The organism is Neisseria animalis (assembly GCF_900636515.1).
GTDB classification, from domain to species: Bacteria; Pseudomonadota; Gammaproteobacteria; order Burkholderiales; family Neisseriaceae; genus Neisseria; species Neisseria animalis.
In genome coordinates this window covers 656,691-672,597 of sequence record NZ_LR134287.1, presented here as the reverse complement: position 1 = coordinate 672,597, position 15,907 = coordinate 656,691, and the positions used below count along the sequence as shown (strand labels likewise).

General features: G+C 51.3%; 14 protein-coding genes and 6 tRNA genes. 2 read left to right on the top strand and 18 right to left on the bottom strand.

Annotated features, from left to right (window positions below; all coding sequences use genetic code 11):
- Nucleotides 1-211 precede the first annotated feature (211 nt).
- Nucleotides 212-847: a multidrug efflux system transcriptional repressor MtrR gene (gene mtrR / locus EL111_RS03170; RefSeq protein ID WP_123796111.1), complete on the top strand. Its 636-nt coding sequence runs from the start codon at nt 212-214 to the stop codon at nt 845-847.
- A gap of 246 nt (nt 848-1,093) precedes the next feature.
- Here mtrR and EL111_RS03165 read toward each other — a convergent pair whose 3' ends face one another.
- The 17 genes from EL111_RS03165 to dnaB form a co-directional block, all read right to left on the bottom strand.
- Nucleotides 1,094-2,473 (bottom strand): alanine/glycine:cation symporter family protein, encoded by a 1,380-nt coding sequence (locus EL111_RS03165; protein ID WP_123796112.1) that lies wholly within the window; start codon nt 2,471-2,473, stop codon nt 1,094-1,096.
- A gap of 404 nt (nt 2,474-2,877) precedes the next feature.
- On the bottom strand, nt 2,878-3,366 hold the full coding sequence (locus tag EL111_RS03160) for a phosphatidylglycerophosphatase A family protein (RefSeq protein ID WP_123796113.1): 489 nt from the start codon (nt 3,364-3,366) through the stop codon (nt 2,878-2,880).
- On the bottom strand, nt 3,359-4,318 hold the full coding sequence (gene thiL / locus EL111_RS03155) for a thiamine-phosphate kinase (RefSeq protein ID WP_123796114.1): 960 nt from the start codon (nt 4,316-4,318) through the stop codon (nt 3,359-3,361). Before thiL ends, EL111_RS03160 begins: the two co-directional genes overlap by 8 nt.
- Nucleotides 4,319-4,430: 112 nt before the next feature.
- Complete coding sequence (locus EL111_RS03150) at nt 4,431-5,987, bottom strand: TerC family protein (RefSeq protein WP_123796115.1); 1,557 nt, start codon at nt 5,985-5,987, stop codon at nt 4,431-4,433.
- An 811-nt stretch (nt 5,988-6,798) separates the two neighbouring features.
- Nucleotides 6,799-6,888: transfer RNA gene (locus EL111_RS03145), tRNA-Leu, on the bottom strand.
- A gap of 120 nt (nt 6,889-7,008) precedes the next feature.
- Nucleotides 7,009-7,082, bottom strand: a tRNA-Cys gene (locus EL111_RS03140).
- Between the two features lie 40 nt (nt 7,083-7,122).
- A tRNA-Gly gene (locus EL111_RS03135) sits at nt 7,123-7,198 on the bottom strand.
- A gap of 21 nt (nt 7,199-7,219) precedes the next feature.
- A tRNA-Gly gene (locus tag EL111_RS03130) sits at nt 7,220-7,295 on the bottom strand.
- 27 nt (nt 7,296-7,322) lie between these two features.
- Nucleotides 7,323-7,398, bottom strand: a tRNA-Gly gene (locus EL111_RS03125).
- Between the two features lie 19 nt (nt 7,399-7,417).
- Nucleotides 7,418-7,493: transfer RNA gene (locus EL111_RS03120), tRNA-Gly, on the bottom strand.
- A 110-nt stretch (nt 7,494-7,603) separates the two neighbouring features.
- Complete coding sequence (pgsA, locus tag EL111_RS03115; RefSeq protein WP_123796116.1) at nt 7,604-8,167, bottom strand: CDP-diacylglycerol--glycerol-3-phosphate 3-phosphatidyltransferase; 564 nt, start codon at nt 8,165-8,167, stop codon at nt 7,604-7,606.
- Between the two features lie 405 nt (nt 8,168-8,572).
- Complete coding sequence (locus tag EL111_RS03110; RefSeq protein ID WP_123796117.1) at nt 8,573-9,064, bottom strand: PilX family type IV pilin; 492 nt, start codon at nt 9,062-9,064, stop codon at nt 8,573-8,575.
- Nucleotides 9,021-9,599, bottom strand: coding sequence for a pilus assembly PilX family protein (locus tag EL111_RS03105; protein ID WP_123796118.1), 579 nt, complete (start codon nt 9,597-9,599; stop codon nt 9,021-9,023). The genes EL111_RS03110 and EL111_RS03105 overlap by 44 nt, the downstream gene beginning before the upstream one ends.
- Nucleotides 9,578-10,498, bottom strand: a complete 921-nt coding sequence (locus EL111_RS03100) for a PilW family protein (RefSeq protein WP_123796119.1) — start codon at nt 10,496-10,498, stop codon at nt 9,578-9,580. The genes EL111_RS03105 and EL111_RS03100 overlap by 22 nt, the downstream gene beginning before the upstream one ends.
- Nucleotides 10,498-11,115, bottom strand: coding sequence for a type IV pilus modification protein PilV (gene pilV, locus EL111_RS03095; protein ID WP_123796120.1), 618 nt, complete (start codon nt 11,113-11,115; stop codon nt 10,498-10,500). Before pilV ends, EL111_RS03100 begins: the two co-directional genes overlap by 1 nt.
- 47 nt (nt 11,116-11,162) lie before the next feature.
- Nucleotides 11,163-11,840: a GspH/FimT family pseudopilin gene (locus EL111_RS03090; protein ID WP_123796121.1), complete on the bottom strand. Its 678-nt coding sequence runs from the start codon at nt 11,838-11,840 to the stop codon at nt 11,163-11,165.
- Nucleotides 11,841-11,882: 42 nt separating this feature from the next.
- The gene (gene dnaB, locus EL111_RS03085) at nt 11,883-13,289 is read right to left on the bottom strand and encodes a replicative DNA helicase (RefSeq protein ID WP_123796122.1); all 1,407 of its coding nucleotides are present in this window, start codon (nt 13,287-13,289) and stop codon (nt 11,883-11,885) included.
- Nucleotides 13,290-13,461: 172 nt separating this feature from the next.
- Between dnaB and EL111_RS03080 the strand changes: the two genes are divergently transcribed.
- Nucleotides 13,462-14,043: a superoxide dismutase gene (locus tag EL111_RS03080; protein WP_123796123.1), complete on the top strand. Its 582-nt coding sequence runs from the start codon at nt 13,462-13,464 to the stop codon at nt 14,041-14,043.
- A gap of 492 nt (nt 14,044-14,535) precedes the next feature.
- Here EL111_RS03080 and EL111_RS03075 read toward each other — a convergent pair whose 3' ends face one another.
- Nucleotides 14,536-15,879 carry an aldehyde dehydrogenase family protein gene (locus EL111_RS03075; RefSeq protein WP_123796124.1) on the bottom strand — a complete coding sequence of 448 codons (1,344 nt, stop codon included), beginning with the start codon at nt 15,877-15,879 and terminating at the stop codon, nt 14,536-14,538.
- Between the last annotated feature and the right edge of the window lie 28 nt (nt 15,880-15,907).

Sequence of the window (15,907 nt, the reverse complement as noted above, 5' to 3'; positions counted from 1 at the left end):
ACGTACCCGCATTCCCGCTGTTTTTTCGGAAATACAGGTACAAATCTAGAACAAATCCAGACAAACGGGCAATATTGTGCAAATTTCAGACGATATTATACATACACCGTTGCATGGATTAAAGTAATTTTTTATAATTACCACTGTAATTTTTTATAATCATCACCGTATCTTTACATTTCTCCCACCTTGAAACCCAGCGGAACACGCCATGAGAAAAACCAAAATCGAGGCCCTGAAAACCAAAGAACACCTGATGCTTGCCGCATTGGAAGTGTTTTACCAAAAAGGTGTGGCACGCGCCTCGCTCAATGAAATCGCCCAAACCGCCGGCGTTACCCGCGGTGCACTGTACTGGCATTTCAAAAATAAAGAAGATTTGTTCGACAGCCTGTTCCAGCGCGTCTGCAACGATATAGAAGAGTATCTTGAAAAAGATTTGGAATGCAGCGACGGCGACCACCTCTCCACCCTCCGCCTGACGCTGCTGAAGTTTTTTGAACGGGTTGAAAACAACACCGTACACAAAAAGTTTTACACCGTATTATTTACCAAATGCGAATACACCGCACAAAACGAAGCCATTGTCGCGCTGATGGAAAAATACCGCCTGATTTGGCACGGAAAGTTCGATGCCATTCTGCAAAACTGTATCAAACAGCAATCGCTACCGGCGAAGCTCGATACCGAAACCACCATCATCTACCTGAAATCCGTGGTAGACGGTTTGCTCGTACAATGGCTGACTTCCCCCGTATCGTTTGAGCTGAACCAAGTTGCCCCGCGCATTGTTGACATCTCGATGGATACGGTCAAACAGCATGCTTTACTGCAAACAGCCGTCTGAAAGCAGCACAATGTTGTGAAATATAGTCGAATAAAATAAGAATGAGACAAGGCAGCGAAGCCGCAGACAGTACACATAGTACGGCAAGGCAAAGCAACGCTGTATCATTCTTATTTTAAATGACTATACAAATCCATGCTTTAAATCTATATTTATTGAAATAACACAACCAAACGCGCATACGAAAGGCCGTCTGCAAAATCCATTTTGCAGACGGCCTTTTTACCAATATTCAATCAAAAACGATTAACGCGGCAGCTCTCCACTATTGATTTTCTGTTTGAAATCGCGCGTTTCGCTGACAATCACTTTAGCCAACAGCAACAGAGCAATCAAGTTCGGCAAAGCCATCAAACCATTGAACGTATCGGAAGCCAGCCATACCAAGTCCAAGCTCAATACCGTACCCAGCATAACCGAACCGACATACACGACACGGTACACATTGGCAAAACCTTCGCCGAATACATAAGTTGCACATTTTTCGCCGTAGTAACACCAGCCCAAAATGGTTGAGTATGCAAAGAAAATCAAACCGATGGTTACAACCAGACCGCCCGGACCCGGCAACAGCTTATCGAAAGTCGTGGTTGTCAGAGCAGCACCACTGATTTCCGGCTTGATAAACTCACCGCCGGCACCCATCAGACCCATTACCAAGACGATACCGGTAATCGAACATACAATGATGGTATCCAAGAATGTACCGGTCATCGATACCAAAGCCTGACGCACAGGGTGGTCTGTTTTGGCCGCAGCCGCAGCAATCGGCGCAGAACCCATACCCGCTTCGTTGGAGAATACACCGCGTGCCACGCCGTAGCGGATAACCGCGCCCAACGCACCACCGGCAGCAGCCTGTCCGGTAAAGGCATCAGAGAAAATCAAGCTGACGGCAGGACCAACCAAGTCCAAGTTGAACAGGATAATGACCAAACCGCCCAATACATACAATACCGCCATCACCGGAACGATCAGCGAAGCAGCTTTGGCAATACCGCGGATACCGCCCAACACGACAATTGCCGTCAATACCGTCAGCACCACACCGGTATAGCTCGGATTGATACCGAAGCTGGTTTCTACCGCCTGGGCTACGGAGTTGGACTGAACCGAACTGCCGATACCGAATGAAGCAAATGTACCGAACAGGGCGAATGCGAAAGCCATCCATTTCCAGTTTTTACCCAAACCGTTTTGAATGTAGTACATCGGGCCGCCGGACATTTCGCCTTTTTTATTGACTTCACGGTATTTTACCGCCAATACGCCTTCGCCGTATTTGGTTGCCATACCGAAAATTGCGGTAATCCACATCCAAAACACTGCACCCGGTCCGCCCACGACAACCGCCGTGGCCACACCCGCAATATTACCCGTACCGATGGTGGCCGACAGCGCAGTCATCAACGCGCCGAAGTGGGAAATATCGCCTTCATGGTTATTGCCTTTTTCTTTTCGGCTGCTCGGGCAAAACGCCTGTTTGAGCGCGTAACCCAGCATACTGAATTGCAAGCCTTTGAGTAAAACGGTCAGCACAACGCCGGTACCGACCAGCAGCACCAGCATCACCGGCCCCCATACCCAGCCGCTCACAACTTCGAAAAACGATTTTAAGGCTTCCATGACTCCTCCTTAAGATTTGTTTTTTTGATGGCTGCATTTCAGCATAAAGCGTTAAAAAATGCAATGCAACAATCAACGCAAGCAGGAAAAGAATGCCCGTTTTTCATAAAATTTAAAATAAATATATGAATATAAATAATAAAAAATTTTTAAAAATAATTAACTTTTCTCAGCAAAAAACACCAAAAACCTTAAATTGCAAACAATATTACACTCACATCATCAAAAGGCCGTCTGCAAGAAATTATCTTTCAGACGGCCTTTTGATAGCGGGCTGAATTGCGTTCGATTAAAATCACCCTACAACAGAACACAATCGGCGTGCCTTAAAGCAATCAACGCGGGCAGCGCACCAACATACAAACGCCGTATCGCGCTTATGGCAAACAACAATAAAATAAAATCTATACAGCCCAATGCACAAAATTCAATACCAGCAGACTCATCAGGGCAGCAATCAAATCGTCCAACATGATACCGAAGCCGCCGTGTACCCGTGCATCAAACCATTTAATCGGCCACGGCTTGAGCGCGTCAAATAAGCGGAAAACCACAAATGCCGCCAGCCACCATTGCCATGCAAACGGCACAAACGCCAACACCAGCAACATGGCGACGATTTCGTCCCAAACGATACCGCCGTAATCCTGTATCCCCAGCTCATTCTCGGCATGGTTACAAATCCGAATGCCCCATACGAACAAAACACCGCACAACAATGCCAACCACCAGCCCGTGATGCCGAGCATATTCAATACATACGCCATCGGCAGTGCCGGCAGCGTACCGAACGTACCCGGCGCTTTCGGTGCCAATCCGCTGCCGAAACCAAATGCCAGAAAACACAACGGACGCTGCCGGAGCCATGCAAAATCAGGTTTAAATTCAGCCAAAATGATCAAATCCCAAAGCAGTCAGTTTGATTTCCTTACCGTCCGAACCGATAATTTGCAGACGGCCTGTATCATTGATTGTACCAATACGCGTAACCGCCGTGCCGCTGCACTCTGCCGCCGCAGCTACCGCTTCGCGCGCTCCGACAGGCGCAGTAAACACCAATTCGTAATCATCGCCGCCTGCCAGCGTATAGGCAAGCCATTGTTCTTCGGTTAAAACGGTTTTCAACTCGGGCAGCGACGGCAATTCATCTGCCCATAATTCCGCACCGACATCCGAAGCCTTCAAAATATGGCCGATGTCCTGCGCCAAGCCGTCCGAAATATCCTGAGCGGCATGTGCAAACGGCAATACCGCCTGCCCCAATGCCACACGCGGCTCCGGCCGCAACAGCTCGGCTTCGCATTGCTGATAAAGAGCTGTCGGCAAGGTGCAGTTTTGCAGACGGCAATTCAATGCCGCGGCCGCCAAGCCTATGCGCCCCGAGACCCAAATATCGTCTCCCGCCTGCGCTGCATCGCGCCGCAATGCTTTTCCTTGCGGCAACTCGCCGATGATGGTTACATTAAACACCAAATCGCCTTTAGTGGTGTCTCCGCCAATCAAGGTTACGCCGAACCGGTCGGCCAATGCAAACAAACTGCCGCAAAAACGGTTGAGCCAATCTTCCGACAATTCGGGCAAACCCGCGCTCAACAATGCCCAACGCGGCTTTGCGCCCATCGCCGCCATATCGGAAATATTGACCGCCAATACTTTCCACGCCAAGTCTTCAGGCGAAACATCAGCAAAAAAATGCCTGTTTTTCAAAAGCATATCACTACTAAAACACAAGTCGAATCCTAAAGCGGGGCGGATAACCGCCGCATCATCGCCGATACCGAGTATCAGGTTATCGTCCGGCTGCTGCCGTTGCAGATAGCGGCGAATAAAATCAAATTCGTTCACAAGTCGGCTCTCTCAAATAAACCCGTGCGGCAAGGCTTGCCGATACTGCTGCAATGCCGTCTGCAAATAGGATAGTACGGCCATATTTGCAGACGGCATTGCGGCTCTTTCGCTACTCTTCCGGCAGCTTGCTGATTTTCACACGCTCGATACGCTGGCCTTGTTTTTCGACCACTTCAAAACGCCACCCGTGGTAATCGGCAAAATCACCGACATCAGGAATGCTTTGCAGCTCTTCCATAATCAAACCCGCTACGGTATGGAAGTCCGCATCTTCTTCTTGGGCCGGCAAATTCAACTGCGGAACAAGTTCGACATATTCCAGCGCACCGTCTACTGTCAGGCTGTTATCAGCGTTTTCCTGCACCACAGGCTCTTCTTCACGCTCAAATTCTTCAGGGAACTCGCCGGCAATGGTTTCAAACAAATCTTTCATGGTCACCATGCCCAGCACCGCACCAAACTCATCGACCACCAGCGCGTAATCAGCGCTGCTTTGGCGGAATAATTCGATGGCATTCAATGCGGTGGTACTGTCCGGCAACACCAAAGGCTGACGCAAGGCCGTCTGAATATTCATCTCGCCGCCGCCCAGAAGCTGCACCAGCAAATCTTTTTTATTAACGTAGCCCAACGGCTCGTCCACCCCTGCTTTACCCACCACCAACAAGCGGCTGTACGGTGTATTTTGCAGTTGCGCGTGTTGCTCTTCCCGACTTTGGGAAATGTCCAAACGCTCAATATCACGGCGCGGAATCATTACCCCCATAATCGGACGTTCCGCCAAAGTCAGAACGCTGCGAATCATGGACTTTTCATTTTCTTCAAAATGAGCGTCATCTTCCGCCTTATCTCCCGCTTTAGCCAACACGCTTTCGCGTATGCCCATCATGCCGAGAACGTTTTCTGCGGTACGTTTGCGCCACGAACTGCTGATGTAGTCGTTTTTACGGCTGTTTTTCTGCGATACTTGGTTAAACACCTCAATCAGAATCGAGAAACCGATGGCCGCATACAGATACCCTTTCGGGATATGGAAGTGGAACGCCTCGGCAATCAGACTGAAGCCGATCATCAAAAGGAAGCCCAAGCAGAGCATGACGACGGTCGGATGTTTATCGACAAACTCGGTCAACGGCTTACTCGCGGTAATCATCACCGCCATCGCCACCGCTACCGCCGCCATCGCCACTACAATATGATCCACCATCGCCACGGCAGTAATCACCGAATCAATGGAAAATACCGCATCCAAAATCAGAATCTGCATGACCACGCCCCAAAACGGCGCGTGTTTTTTCTGGTTGTCGGCAACGGCAAACTGGTTATGCCCCTCCAAACGCTCGTGCAGCTCGGTGGTTGCTTTATACAGCAGGAAGATACCGCCGGCGAACATGATTAAGTCTTTACCGGAAACGCTCATGCTGCCCAGTTGGAACAGCGGTTGGGTCAGCGTCATGATGTGCGCCATAAAGCCCAACATGATGATGCGGATAATTACTGCCAGCCCCAAGCCGACAATCCGCGCCTTATCGCGCAAAGACGGCTTGACCTTGTTTGCCAGAATCGCCACAAAAACCAAATTATCGATACCCAAAACCACTTCGAGTATCAGAAGCGTTGCAAAGCCTATCCAAGTATGCGGATCGGCCAACCAACTGAAATCCATGTTTTCTTTCCTATAAACGTAACAAAGCAGCCAGACGGTTGCAATACTGTCGGGCTGCCGGCATTTCAGACACAGGTGCAGGGCGGCGTATCAAACTACTCTGCTCTTCGTCTTTCATAATTCAGTTTATCTGCCTATAAAATAATCCGCCTAGTGTAGCAGTTTCGCCGATATATGGCAAAGGCCGTCTGCAAAACAGCAAACAGCCGCCCCACCCTGCTTCCATAGTCGGACTGAAATCTCCATGCAAACAACATAAAAATCATACACAACGGCGGCATATACATTATGCCCAAATCAACCGCCCCAGCACGCCCGACTCCCTGTCAAACCCGTCAAAGCCGTCTGCAAATCTATGAGTACCACACCCCCATCTTTACAGACGGCCTTTCTTACCTCCAACCCGAACATAGTCGGATAAAACAAAATAAGACAAGACCACGAAACCGCAAGCTGTGCAGACGGTATAGATAGACGGGCTTATTGCTTCGGCAGCTTACGCACTCTTTAAGCAAGACATATAGTCGAATAAAATAAGAATGAGACAAGGCAGCGAAGCCGCAGACAGTACACATAGTACGGCAAGGCAAAGCAACGCTGTATCATTCTTATTTTAAATGACTATAATAACGCGGTATCATACCGTATCAAATAACGGCATATGCCGCGCCTTATTCCACATATTTGCAGACGGCATTTCTTATTTTTCGCCGATACCGATACCTACTTTAGACAAACAAAAAAGCAGCTTGTTCAAACAAGCTGCTTTCTAAAATCTGGTATCATCTTTTTACATCAAGACGGTATGAATTGGTGCCCGGAGCCGGAATCGAACCGGCACGGGGTGTTTAGCCCCGACGGATTTTAAGTCCGTTGTGTCTACCTATTTCACCATCCGGGCTGTTGCTTTACCGCATGGTAAAACAATCAAACTGGAGGCGGGGGCGCGGATTTTAACCGGCCTACATAAAGGTTGCACCCCTTATGGCATAAACACTCTGCCACCCCGCCAAGGGAGAAGTGGAGGCGAGAGTCGGAATCGAACCGGCGTAGACGGATTTGCAATCCGCTGCATAACCACTTTGCTATCTCGCCAAACTTAAGAGCCGCTTCATCGCTCAAGCAGGCTGCTATTTGGAGCGGGAAACGAGTCTCGAACTCGCGACCTCAACCTTGGCAAGGTTGCGCTCTACCAACTGAGCTATTCCCGCAAATTCAAATGTTTTATGGAATGGAGCGGGAAACGAGTCTCGAACTCGCGACCTCAACCTTGGCAAGGTTGCGCTCTACCAACTGAGCTATTCCCGCATTTGAGAAAACATCTGAACAATAAACTGGAGCGGGAAACGAGTCTCGAACTCGCGACCTCAACCTTGGCAAGGTTGCGCTCTACCAACTGAGCTATTCCCGCAGGAGTGATTAAATTTAAGTGGAGCGGGAAACGAGTCTCGAACTCGCGACCTCAACCTTGGCAAGGTTGCGCTCTACCAACTGAGCTATTCCCGCCCAAATCTAATCTTAATTTTCTTACCGCTGGCAAGAAAGACGCTATTATTATGGATTTGACCGATTGCGTCAAGCGTTTTATCTGAATTTTTGCAAACTGCTTAATTATTCTAATTAAATTCTTTCCACGCCATTTTGAGATAATAAAACATCGACCAAATAGTCAGCACCGATGCAACAAACATCAACACATTGCCGATGGTAATCAAATTTAAGCCGTGAAAGTCTTCCAAACCGATAAGCAGCAGCAAAATCGCTACCATTTGCGCGGCGGTTTTCAGTTTGCCGATGGTAGCTACCGCCACGCTGCTGCGCCTGCCCATTTGCGCCATCCATTCGCGCAATGCAGAAATGGTAATTTCCCTGCCGATAATAATCATGGCAAAAATCACATAAGTGCGGTTCAAGCTGACCAGCAGCAGCAATGCCACCGCCACCATCAGCTTATCGGCAACGGGGTCTAAAAACGCTCCGAAATCAGAAGTTTGCTTCCACAGTCGCGCCAAAAACCCGTCAAACCAATCGGTTACGGCGGCTGTGGCAAAAATGGCGGCAGCAATCCAGTTTACCGTCTGTATGCTTACCCACTCGCCGGGCAGGTAAAACAATACGGTAAAAACCGGTATCAGCAAAACGCGCAGCCATGTCAGCAATATGGGAATATTCCACGGCATTTCTTTACCTTCCGTATTCGGGATACGGCGGCCTCAACGCCGCCTCATTCTTCACTCTGTATCAGGCAATGCCTGCCCACCCGGTTTTAAAGGGAAAATCCGCTTCGGATTCAAACAAGGCACAAACCGCGCACAGCAAGTACAAACCATGCGGCAAGCAGCGACAACGCCGTATCCGGCCAAATTGAAACGGCCGTATCCACAGGGTGTCATTTTACCGGCATTATATCCAACAAGTCTTCATGTGGATAGCTGCCCGAACCTTAAGCTCTGCCGGCGGAACATCTCTATATGGATTAGTGGTTCTCTGTTGTACGTTTTATCGCCGCAGCAAACAACTGCTCCAGCTCCACAATCATGTATCGGCACAAATGCCCCGAAAAATACCGCTTGGATATTGCAGAACTACAACTTTTCACACCCAACGCCGTCTGCAAATTCGCGCAACCGCTTTCTCGCCGCCGCTTCGTCCGTACAGCGGTAAATATTGCCGACAGCATCCGCCCATAACGAAAGTTGGCCGCTGCTCTCTGCCCGAGGCAACACCAGCAGATAGTAGCGGCGGATTCCGCCATCGGCTTCCCATACCGTTTCATAACGGTAGTGTCTATCAACCTGCGAAGCACTCTGCCGGGCTTCCGTGATATTTTGCAGACGGCTTTCCCATTCGCTGTCTGACTGTGCAGGCTGCTTCAACCTTACTGTTTTAAATGCCTGATTGATTGCGGTTAAATCGACCGCCGCCTGCGCCAGCCGCCCGCGTTCGACATATTGCCGGTAGGCCGGCAGGGCAAACATACCCAGCAAGCCGACCAACACCAGCACCAACAGTATCTCTAACAGCGTAAAGCCCTTATCCTTCCGCGTATCCGACAAAATTCTGTCTCCTTCTGACATAGCCCTGCGCCCAAGCTACCGTATTGGCTGTCTTACCTTTGGCTCTGGCCGTTACACGGTACACTTCGATACCGGTTTCCGCATCAAACTTGATAAATTCGATAATGTAACGCGAATCACGGTTCTGGTTCAAACCGCCTACATCGTATCGCTTTCCGTTACGCTCCACACACAATACATTGCCGCACATTCTCTCCCAAGCGGCAACCGTGGGCGAACCGGATATACTGATTCTGAGATTGTCCGGCGGGCTGACCGAACCGACTGCGGTACACATTCCCCCAGCACACTCGCTGCTGAAGCGGATATTTTCCCTGCCCAATGCGTACACCTCGCGCTCTCCGGCACGCAATGCCGCCTGCGCCAACGATTGCGCGAATTTCCTGTCCGTATCGTTTGCACTGATACGCTGTTCGGTATTGTACGATTGGGTAGCGGCCACCACAAACAACGCCACCACCATCATCACCATCAATACGATAAACAGCACAAATCCCTGCTGTTTCCGCATTTTCAACGTACCTGCTTGGCGCATGAACTGCCTCCTCCGACCGCCGCTTCGATAACGGGCGCCACAACGGCATTATCCGCCTCTCCCACCTTACCGCCGTTTAAACGGATATGGATAAGCGCAGGCGTTTCACCCGCACGGACGGTATGCGTATGCTCGAACAATTCTGCATGGCCATCTGAACGGCACTCCGCAGCATACAGATATGATACATTCCACGATGAGATGTTTTTCACCAATAATTGCGGACTGCCCCAACGCCCGTCCAGCCCCAAAACAAAGCGGTACAATCCTTCCTGACCGTCCGCGCTCCCTACAGCATACGCGGCAGGCGTATAACGCATCACAGAAACTTCTCCGTCCGAATTTCCGCCGATACCCAATGCCGCACGGATTTCCGCTGCCGTCTGCAAATGCTCGGACGGTCTGAAAATACGGTCGCACGAGCTGTACACAACCGGCGCGCCTGCGGCAATTTCTTCATCTGCCTGATAAATCATTCCGGCCGGTTCGCCGTATAGAAAGACCAACGCACTGCTTGTTGCCGTAAAACCGCCGGTGTTCAACGCCGCTGCCGAAGCCGATGCTTTGACGGCCTGCAAGGAAGTCTGCCCTGCCGTCTGCAAAGATTGAAGCATATCGAGCGCATCATCTCCGCGAACCGCACTGCCTGCCGCACCGCGCATATCGAAACAGCCGAAACTTCCCGCCATATGTGCATCACGCACCAGCATATCCGCCGCACGCCGCAAATCCTGTTGCGCCACAGTGCGTTCCCCGGCAGCTTTATCCAGCGCACGCGTATCGAAATAGCCTGAAGTGGCCGCAATCAGCACAATCATGCCCAGTGCACTGGCCACCAAAAATTCCATCAGGCTGAATCCGCCCGAACGGATATGAATGCGCGTATTTCTGTTGTCCATTATTCCGCCAACCTGACTTGGAAGGTGTAAACCGCACTGTCGCCCGAATGCGTCAAACTGCCCGCCGTTTCCGCATTTTCCGTTTCCAAATCAGCAAGCCATGCGGTTTTGATTACCGTCATCTCCCCCCTGTTGTTGCAGCGGGGGTTGAACCTGCCGTTTACCACGGTCGGCGCATTGCCGGAGCTGTCTTTGCAGACGGCATAATACACCGCTGTTTCCGGCAATACCGCCGCCAAATCGTTTTGGAAACGGCACAACTGCACGGCTGCCAGCTCTGTTGCCGTCATCACGGCCGAATAATCCGCCGCACAAGCCGCCGCCTGCCCTGAACGGTAATAATGGCGGTATGATTTTGCCTGAAGGCCGTCTGCATTTTCCGCCATCAATACCGGATTTGCCGCCATGCCTTCCAAAAGATTTTGCGCCACCAGCGATACCGCGCTCTGCCCTTCCGCTTCGCGCACGCCCGACACCGCCCGCAAGTGCACCGACAGCAATGCCAAGATACCGACTGTCAGCACGAATACCGACACCAGTACCTCAATCAGCGTTACGCCCTGCTGCCCGTTTTGCAGACGGCATACCGTTGCTTTCCCCTTTATGTTCATCATCATACTTATCTGCCGTATTGTATGTTCAGCCGATTTTCCAAATCCGTCCGCTAGCTGTCGGGATAGCGGCAAACGGCGCGCTCATCTGCTTTCGCACACACCTCCGCCCTGCCGCCTGAATCGACAACAACAATGGCGGAACGCGCTGCCGAGGCTTTATCTTCCGCGCCCGCCGCCTCCGACACCACAACACGCAGATAACCGCCGCCAAAGGTAAAGCTGCTTTTGCCGCCATTGCGGCTGCTGTATCCGAATGTGCCGTCAGGATAATATGCCCAGATGACATTATCGGTATCCGAACAGTTGCCGCCGCCATGCGAACAGATTTGATAGCGGTAGCCGGTTTTCTTCTCCGCACCCTGCGTGCCGTCTGTATTCAGGATAACCGTTCTCAGCGACAAGTCTTTACGGTCATCGTCGTAATAAGTGTTCAGGTTGGCATCGGCAAATGCCGTCATACCCTGCTCCCTGTTTTCCGGACGGCATTGACCCTGCTCTCTGCCGTCCACCCTGATTTGCGCGGGGCAGACATATACCGGCAGATTCAACCTTGCCGCTTCGCCGCGCGCATACTGCAGCAGGTTTGCAATCTGCTGTGCACGGTTGCCCGCACGCACGCCCGACACCCAGCCGCCCATGTTCGGCAGCGCAATCACGGCAACAATCGCAGACAATACCAGCACCAGCAGCATTTCTATAAAAGTAAAGCCTTCGGATTTGTGAAACATGGTCGTGCACCATCAGGCGGTTGGCAACAGCAAAAGGAAGTTTTAATCTTCCATCAGCGCGGATTCGGGAACATAGGCAGCATTGTCGAACTTGGTAAACTGCCCCATCCAAGTCAGGAACACTTTACCCGTCGGGCCGTTACGGTGTTTGCCGATGATACATTCCGCCAAGCCTTTAACCGGAGATTCAGGATTGTAATACTCGTCGCGGTACATAAACATAATCAGGTCGGCATCTTGCTCAATTGCGCCCGACTCCCGCAAGTCGGACATCATCGGCCGTTTGTCGGTACGCTGCTCGACGGTACGGCTCAACTGGGATAAAGCAATCACCGGCACCTGCAGCTCTTTCGCCAAAGCCTTGAGCGAACGGGAAATTTCGCCCAACTCAGACGCGCGGTTGTCGCTGCGCCCCGAACCGGCCATCAGTTGCAGATAGTCGATAACAATCAAACCCAGCTTACCGTTGTACTGTCGCGCCAAACGGCGGGCACGGGCGCGCAGTTCCAATGCGGTCAAGCCCGGCGTTTCATCAATATACATGGGCGCATCGGAAAGTTTGACCACCGCTTCGTTCAACCGCCCCCAATGCTCGTCTTCCAAACGTCCCGTTTTCAAAACATGCTGGTCGAGGCGGCCTACCGAGCCGAGCATACGCATCACCAGTTGCGCCCCGCCCATCTCCATCGAAAATACCGCCACCGGCAGCTTGCCTTCTACCGCCACATATTCGGCAATATTAATCGAAAATGCGGTCTTACCCATAGACGGCCGCCCGGCAACAATAATCAAATCGCCCGGCTGCAAACCTGATGTTTTCTTGTCCAAGTCGATAAAGCCTGTGGGAATGCCCGTTACCTCGTCGGGATTGTCGCGCGAATACAGCATATCGATCCGTTCGACCACTTCTTCCAGCAACTCCGACATTTCCAAGAATCCCTGCTTGGATTTTGCCGTACTTTCCGCAATCTGGAATACCTTGTTTTCCGCCTCGTCCAACAACTGCCCCGCGTCCCGCCCCTGAGGATTATAGGCACTGCGGGCAATTTCCGTACCCACTTCGGCAAGCTGGCGCATAATCGAACGCTCGCGCACAATCTCGGCATAACGGCGGATATTCGCCGCCGACGGCGTATTCTGCGCCAACGTAATCAGATAATTGAATCCGCCTGCCGCCTCCAGCTCTTCATTACGCTCCAAGGCTTCCTGCACCGTAATCACATCGGCCGGACGGTGTTCGTTGATCAACTTGGCGATGATACGGAAAATCAACCGGTGCTCGTGGCGGTAGAAATCTTCACTACCAACGACATCGACAATACGGTCAAACGCCGCATTCTCCAGCAGCAGGCCGCCCAAAACCGACTGTTCAGCCTCCATCGAATGCGGCGGCAGCGACAACGCGCTGATTTCCCTGTCTTCAGGCAGCTTCTCCATATAATCGTCCATAACGGATTTCCAAATCAGAACAAATAAGAATGCACTATTATAGCGCAGCGCAAGTTTTATTGGTTTTTTAAACACAGCGCAGGTAAAATAGCAGAAGAGGCCGTCTGCAAAATGAAACAGCAGAATGAACCCTCGCCGACAATACAACACACAAACCATAAGGAGTGCTGAAATGGAACACCAACTGCCGCAACTGCCGTATGCTCTGGACGCTCTGGAGCCGCACCTGTCTAAAGAAACACTGGAATACCACTACGGCAAACACCACCAAACCTACATCACCAACCTGAACAACCAAATCAAAGGCACCGAATTTGAAAACCTGCCTTTGGAAGAAATCGTGAAAAAATCTACCGGCGGCGTATTCAACAACGCAGCCCAAACATGGAACCACACCTTCTACTGGCTGGGTTTCACGCCTAAAGGCCAAGGCAAACCTTCCGGCGATTTGGCTGCTACCATCGATGCCAAATGGGGCAGCTTCGAGGCATTCCAAGAAGCCTTCAACGCTTGTGCCGCCGGCACATTCGGCTCAGGCTGGGCATGGCTGGTGAAAACCCCTGCCGGCGAGCTGGACTTAGTATCTACCTCCAACGCCGCTACCCCGCTGACTACCGAAAACACTCCGCTGCTGACTTGCGACGTATGGGAGCACGCTTACTACATCGACTACCGCAACAGCCGCCCGAACTACCTGAAAGGTTTCTGGGAAATCGTTAACTGGGACGAAGTAGCCAAACGTTTTGCCGCCTAACAATAATCCGGCATAAAACACGATAAAGCCGTCTGCAAAAATACCGGTTGGAAAAACATATTTCCAATCCGATGGATTTTGCAGACGGCTTTTTTCCTATCCTGCTTCGTATCCGCCCCATCGCTTAATTATAGTCGAATAAAATGAGAATGAGACAAGGCAGCGAAGCCGCAGACAGTACAGATAGTACGGCGTTGCGATACCTTGCTTAAAGAAAACCCTTAACCAAATTGTTCAAGCAGCCGATTCGCCAATCCGTATTATCCGTAGCTGTCTGTGGATTGACCGCCTCGTCTTATTCCGAGTAATCCAACGCTGCAAACCGAAATTCAAACATATAGTCATTTAAAATAAGAATGATACAGCGTTGCTTTGCCTTGCCGTACTATGTGTACTGTCTGCGGCTTCGCTGCCTTGTCTCATTCTCATTTTATTCGACTATAAAAAGGCCGTCTGCAATTTCCATACTTCAGACGGCCTTTTATCCTATCGCTATTTCTGCCAATAGGTTTTGACGTTCACAAATTCATACAAGCCAAACTCGGAAAGCTCCCGCCCATAGCCTGAAGCTTTCACTCCACCGAAAGGAAGGCGCAAATCGCTGCTGGTATGACGGTTGATAAATACCGAACCGGCCTGAATCTTTTCGGCATATTGCCAAGCTCTTTCCGTATCGGCGGTATAAATACACGCACCCAAACCGAAAGGCGAATCATTGGCCAGCGTAATCGCGTGCATTTCATCACGCGCCCGCAGCAAAATGGCAACCGGCCCGAATACTTCTTCATGATAAACGCGGCAGTCCGGATTTACCCGATCCAATACCGTTGCCGGATAAAACCAACCGCTGCCTTCCGGAATTTCCCCGCCCGTCAAACATTGTGCACCATGAGCAACCGCATCCGCCACTTGGCCGTGGACTTTCTCGCGCAAATCCGAACGGTGCAGCGGTGCCAAAGTGGTATCGGGGTGCTTGGGATTGCCGGTTTTCAGCTTGGCGCACTCTGCCAAAAACAAAGGAATAAATTGATCGGCAACTGCTTCGGCAACGATAATGCGCTTGGCCGCATTGCAAGACTGGCCCGCATCGCGGAAACGGGAATAACAGGCATCTTTGGCCGCCTGCGCCAAATCGGCATCGGGCATCACAATAAACGCATTGCTGCCGCCAAGCTCCAAAACGGTTTTTTTCAAATGGCTGCCCGCATGTGCCGCCAACAGTCTGCCGGTTTCGGTCGAGCCGGTAAATGCCATGGCATCGGTATGCTCGATGGCTTTGAGCGTATCTTCATGATTCAGCCACGCCGGAATCAAAGGCAAATCAGCACCGGCCACTTCAAACAGCGCGGCGGTCACACGGGCCACGCTCGGCGCAGGTTTGACCACGCAGGCATTCCCCGCGCAAACGGCGGGTACGGCAAAACGCAACACCTGCCACACCGGATAATTCCACGGCATTACCGCCAATACCGTACCCAAAGGCTCAAAGCGTACTTGGCTCAAGCTGGCTTGGGTGGCAATGGTTTTATGTGCCAAAAGTTCGGGCGCAAGACGGACGTAATAGCGAATCAGCTCGACTGATTTATTCAGTTCGGCGCGGCATTCGTGCAGACACCGGCCGACTTCCTCACACACCATTTCCGCCAAACGTTCTTGGTTTGCCGCCAAGCGGTCGGCAAATTGGGCCAGCCGCGCGGTACGTTCGGTAACGCCCAAAGCGGCAAACTGCCGCTGCCGCTCCCTCAACTCTGCCAACTCTCCTGCAAACTGCAGCCAAGTCTGCGCTTCGCGGCGGTACAGTTCGCGCCCATCAGCGGCATTGAGGCTTTGAAACATTGTGGCTCCTTTAGTGGTCGTGCGTGAA

Bases quoted from the DNA above. Each gene is read 5' to 3' on its own strand.
- EL111_RS03105 (WP_123796118.1), bottom strand. From the start codon at position 9,599: ATGCGCCAAGCAGGTACGTTGAAAATGCGGAAACAGCAGGGATTTGTG.
- EL111_RS03075 (WP_123796124.1), bottom strand. From the start codon at position 15,879: ATGTTTCAAAGCCTCAATGCCGCTGATGGGCGCGAACTGTACCGCCGC.
- pgsA (WP_123796116.1), bottom strand. From the start codon at position 8,167: ATGCCGTGGAATATTCCCATATTGCTGACATGGCTGCGCGTTTTGCTG.
- mtrR (WP_123796111.1), top strand. From the start codon at position 212: ATGAGAAAAACCAAAATCGAGGCCCTGAAAACCAAAGAACACCTGATG.
- EL111_RS03090 (WP_123796121.1), bottom strand. From the start codon at position 11,840: ATGTTTCACAAATCCGAAGGCTTTACTTTTATAGAAATGCTGCTGGTG.
- dnaB (WP_123796122.1), bottom strand. From the start codon at position 13,289: ATGGACGATTATATGGAGAAGCTGCCTGAAGACAGGGAAATCAGCGCG.
- EL111_RS03110 (WP_123796117.1), bottom strand. From the start codon at position 9,064: ATGTCAGAAGGAGACAGAATTTTGTCGGATACGCGGAAGGATAAGGGC.
- EL111_RS03080 (WP_123796123.1), top strand. From the start codon at position 13,462: ATGGAACACCAACTGCCGCAACTGCCGTATGCTCTGGACGCTCTGGAG.
- EL111_RS03165 (WP_123796112.1), bottom strand. From the start codon at position 2,473: ATGGAAGCCTTAAAATCGTTTTTCGAAGTTGTGAGCGGCTGGGTATGG.
- pilV (WP_123796120.1), bottom strand. From the start codon at position 11,115: ATGATGATGAACATAAAGGGGAAAGCAACGGTATGCCGTCTGCAAAAC.
- EL111_RS03100 (WP_123796119.1), bottom strand. From the start codon at position 10,498: ATGGACAACAGAAATACGCGCATTCATATCCGTTCGGGCGGATTCAGC.
- EL111_RS03150 (WP_123796115.1), bottom strand. From the start codon at position 5,987: ATGGATTTCAGTTGGTTGGCCGATCCGCATACTTGGATAGGCTTTGCA.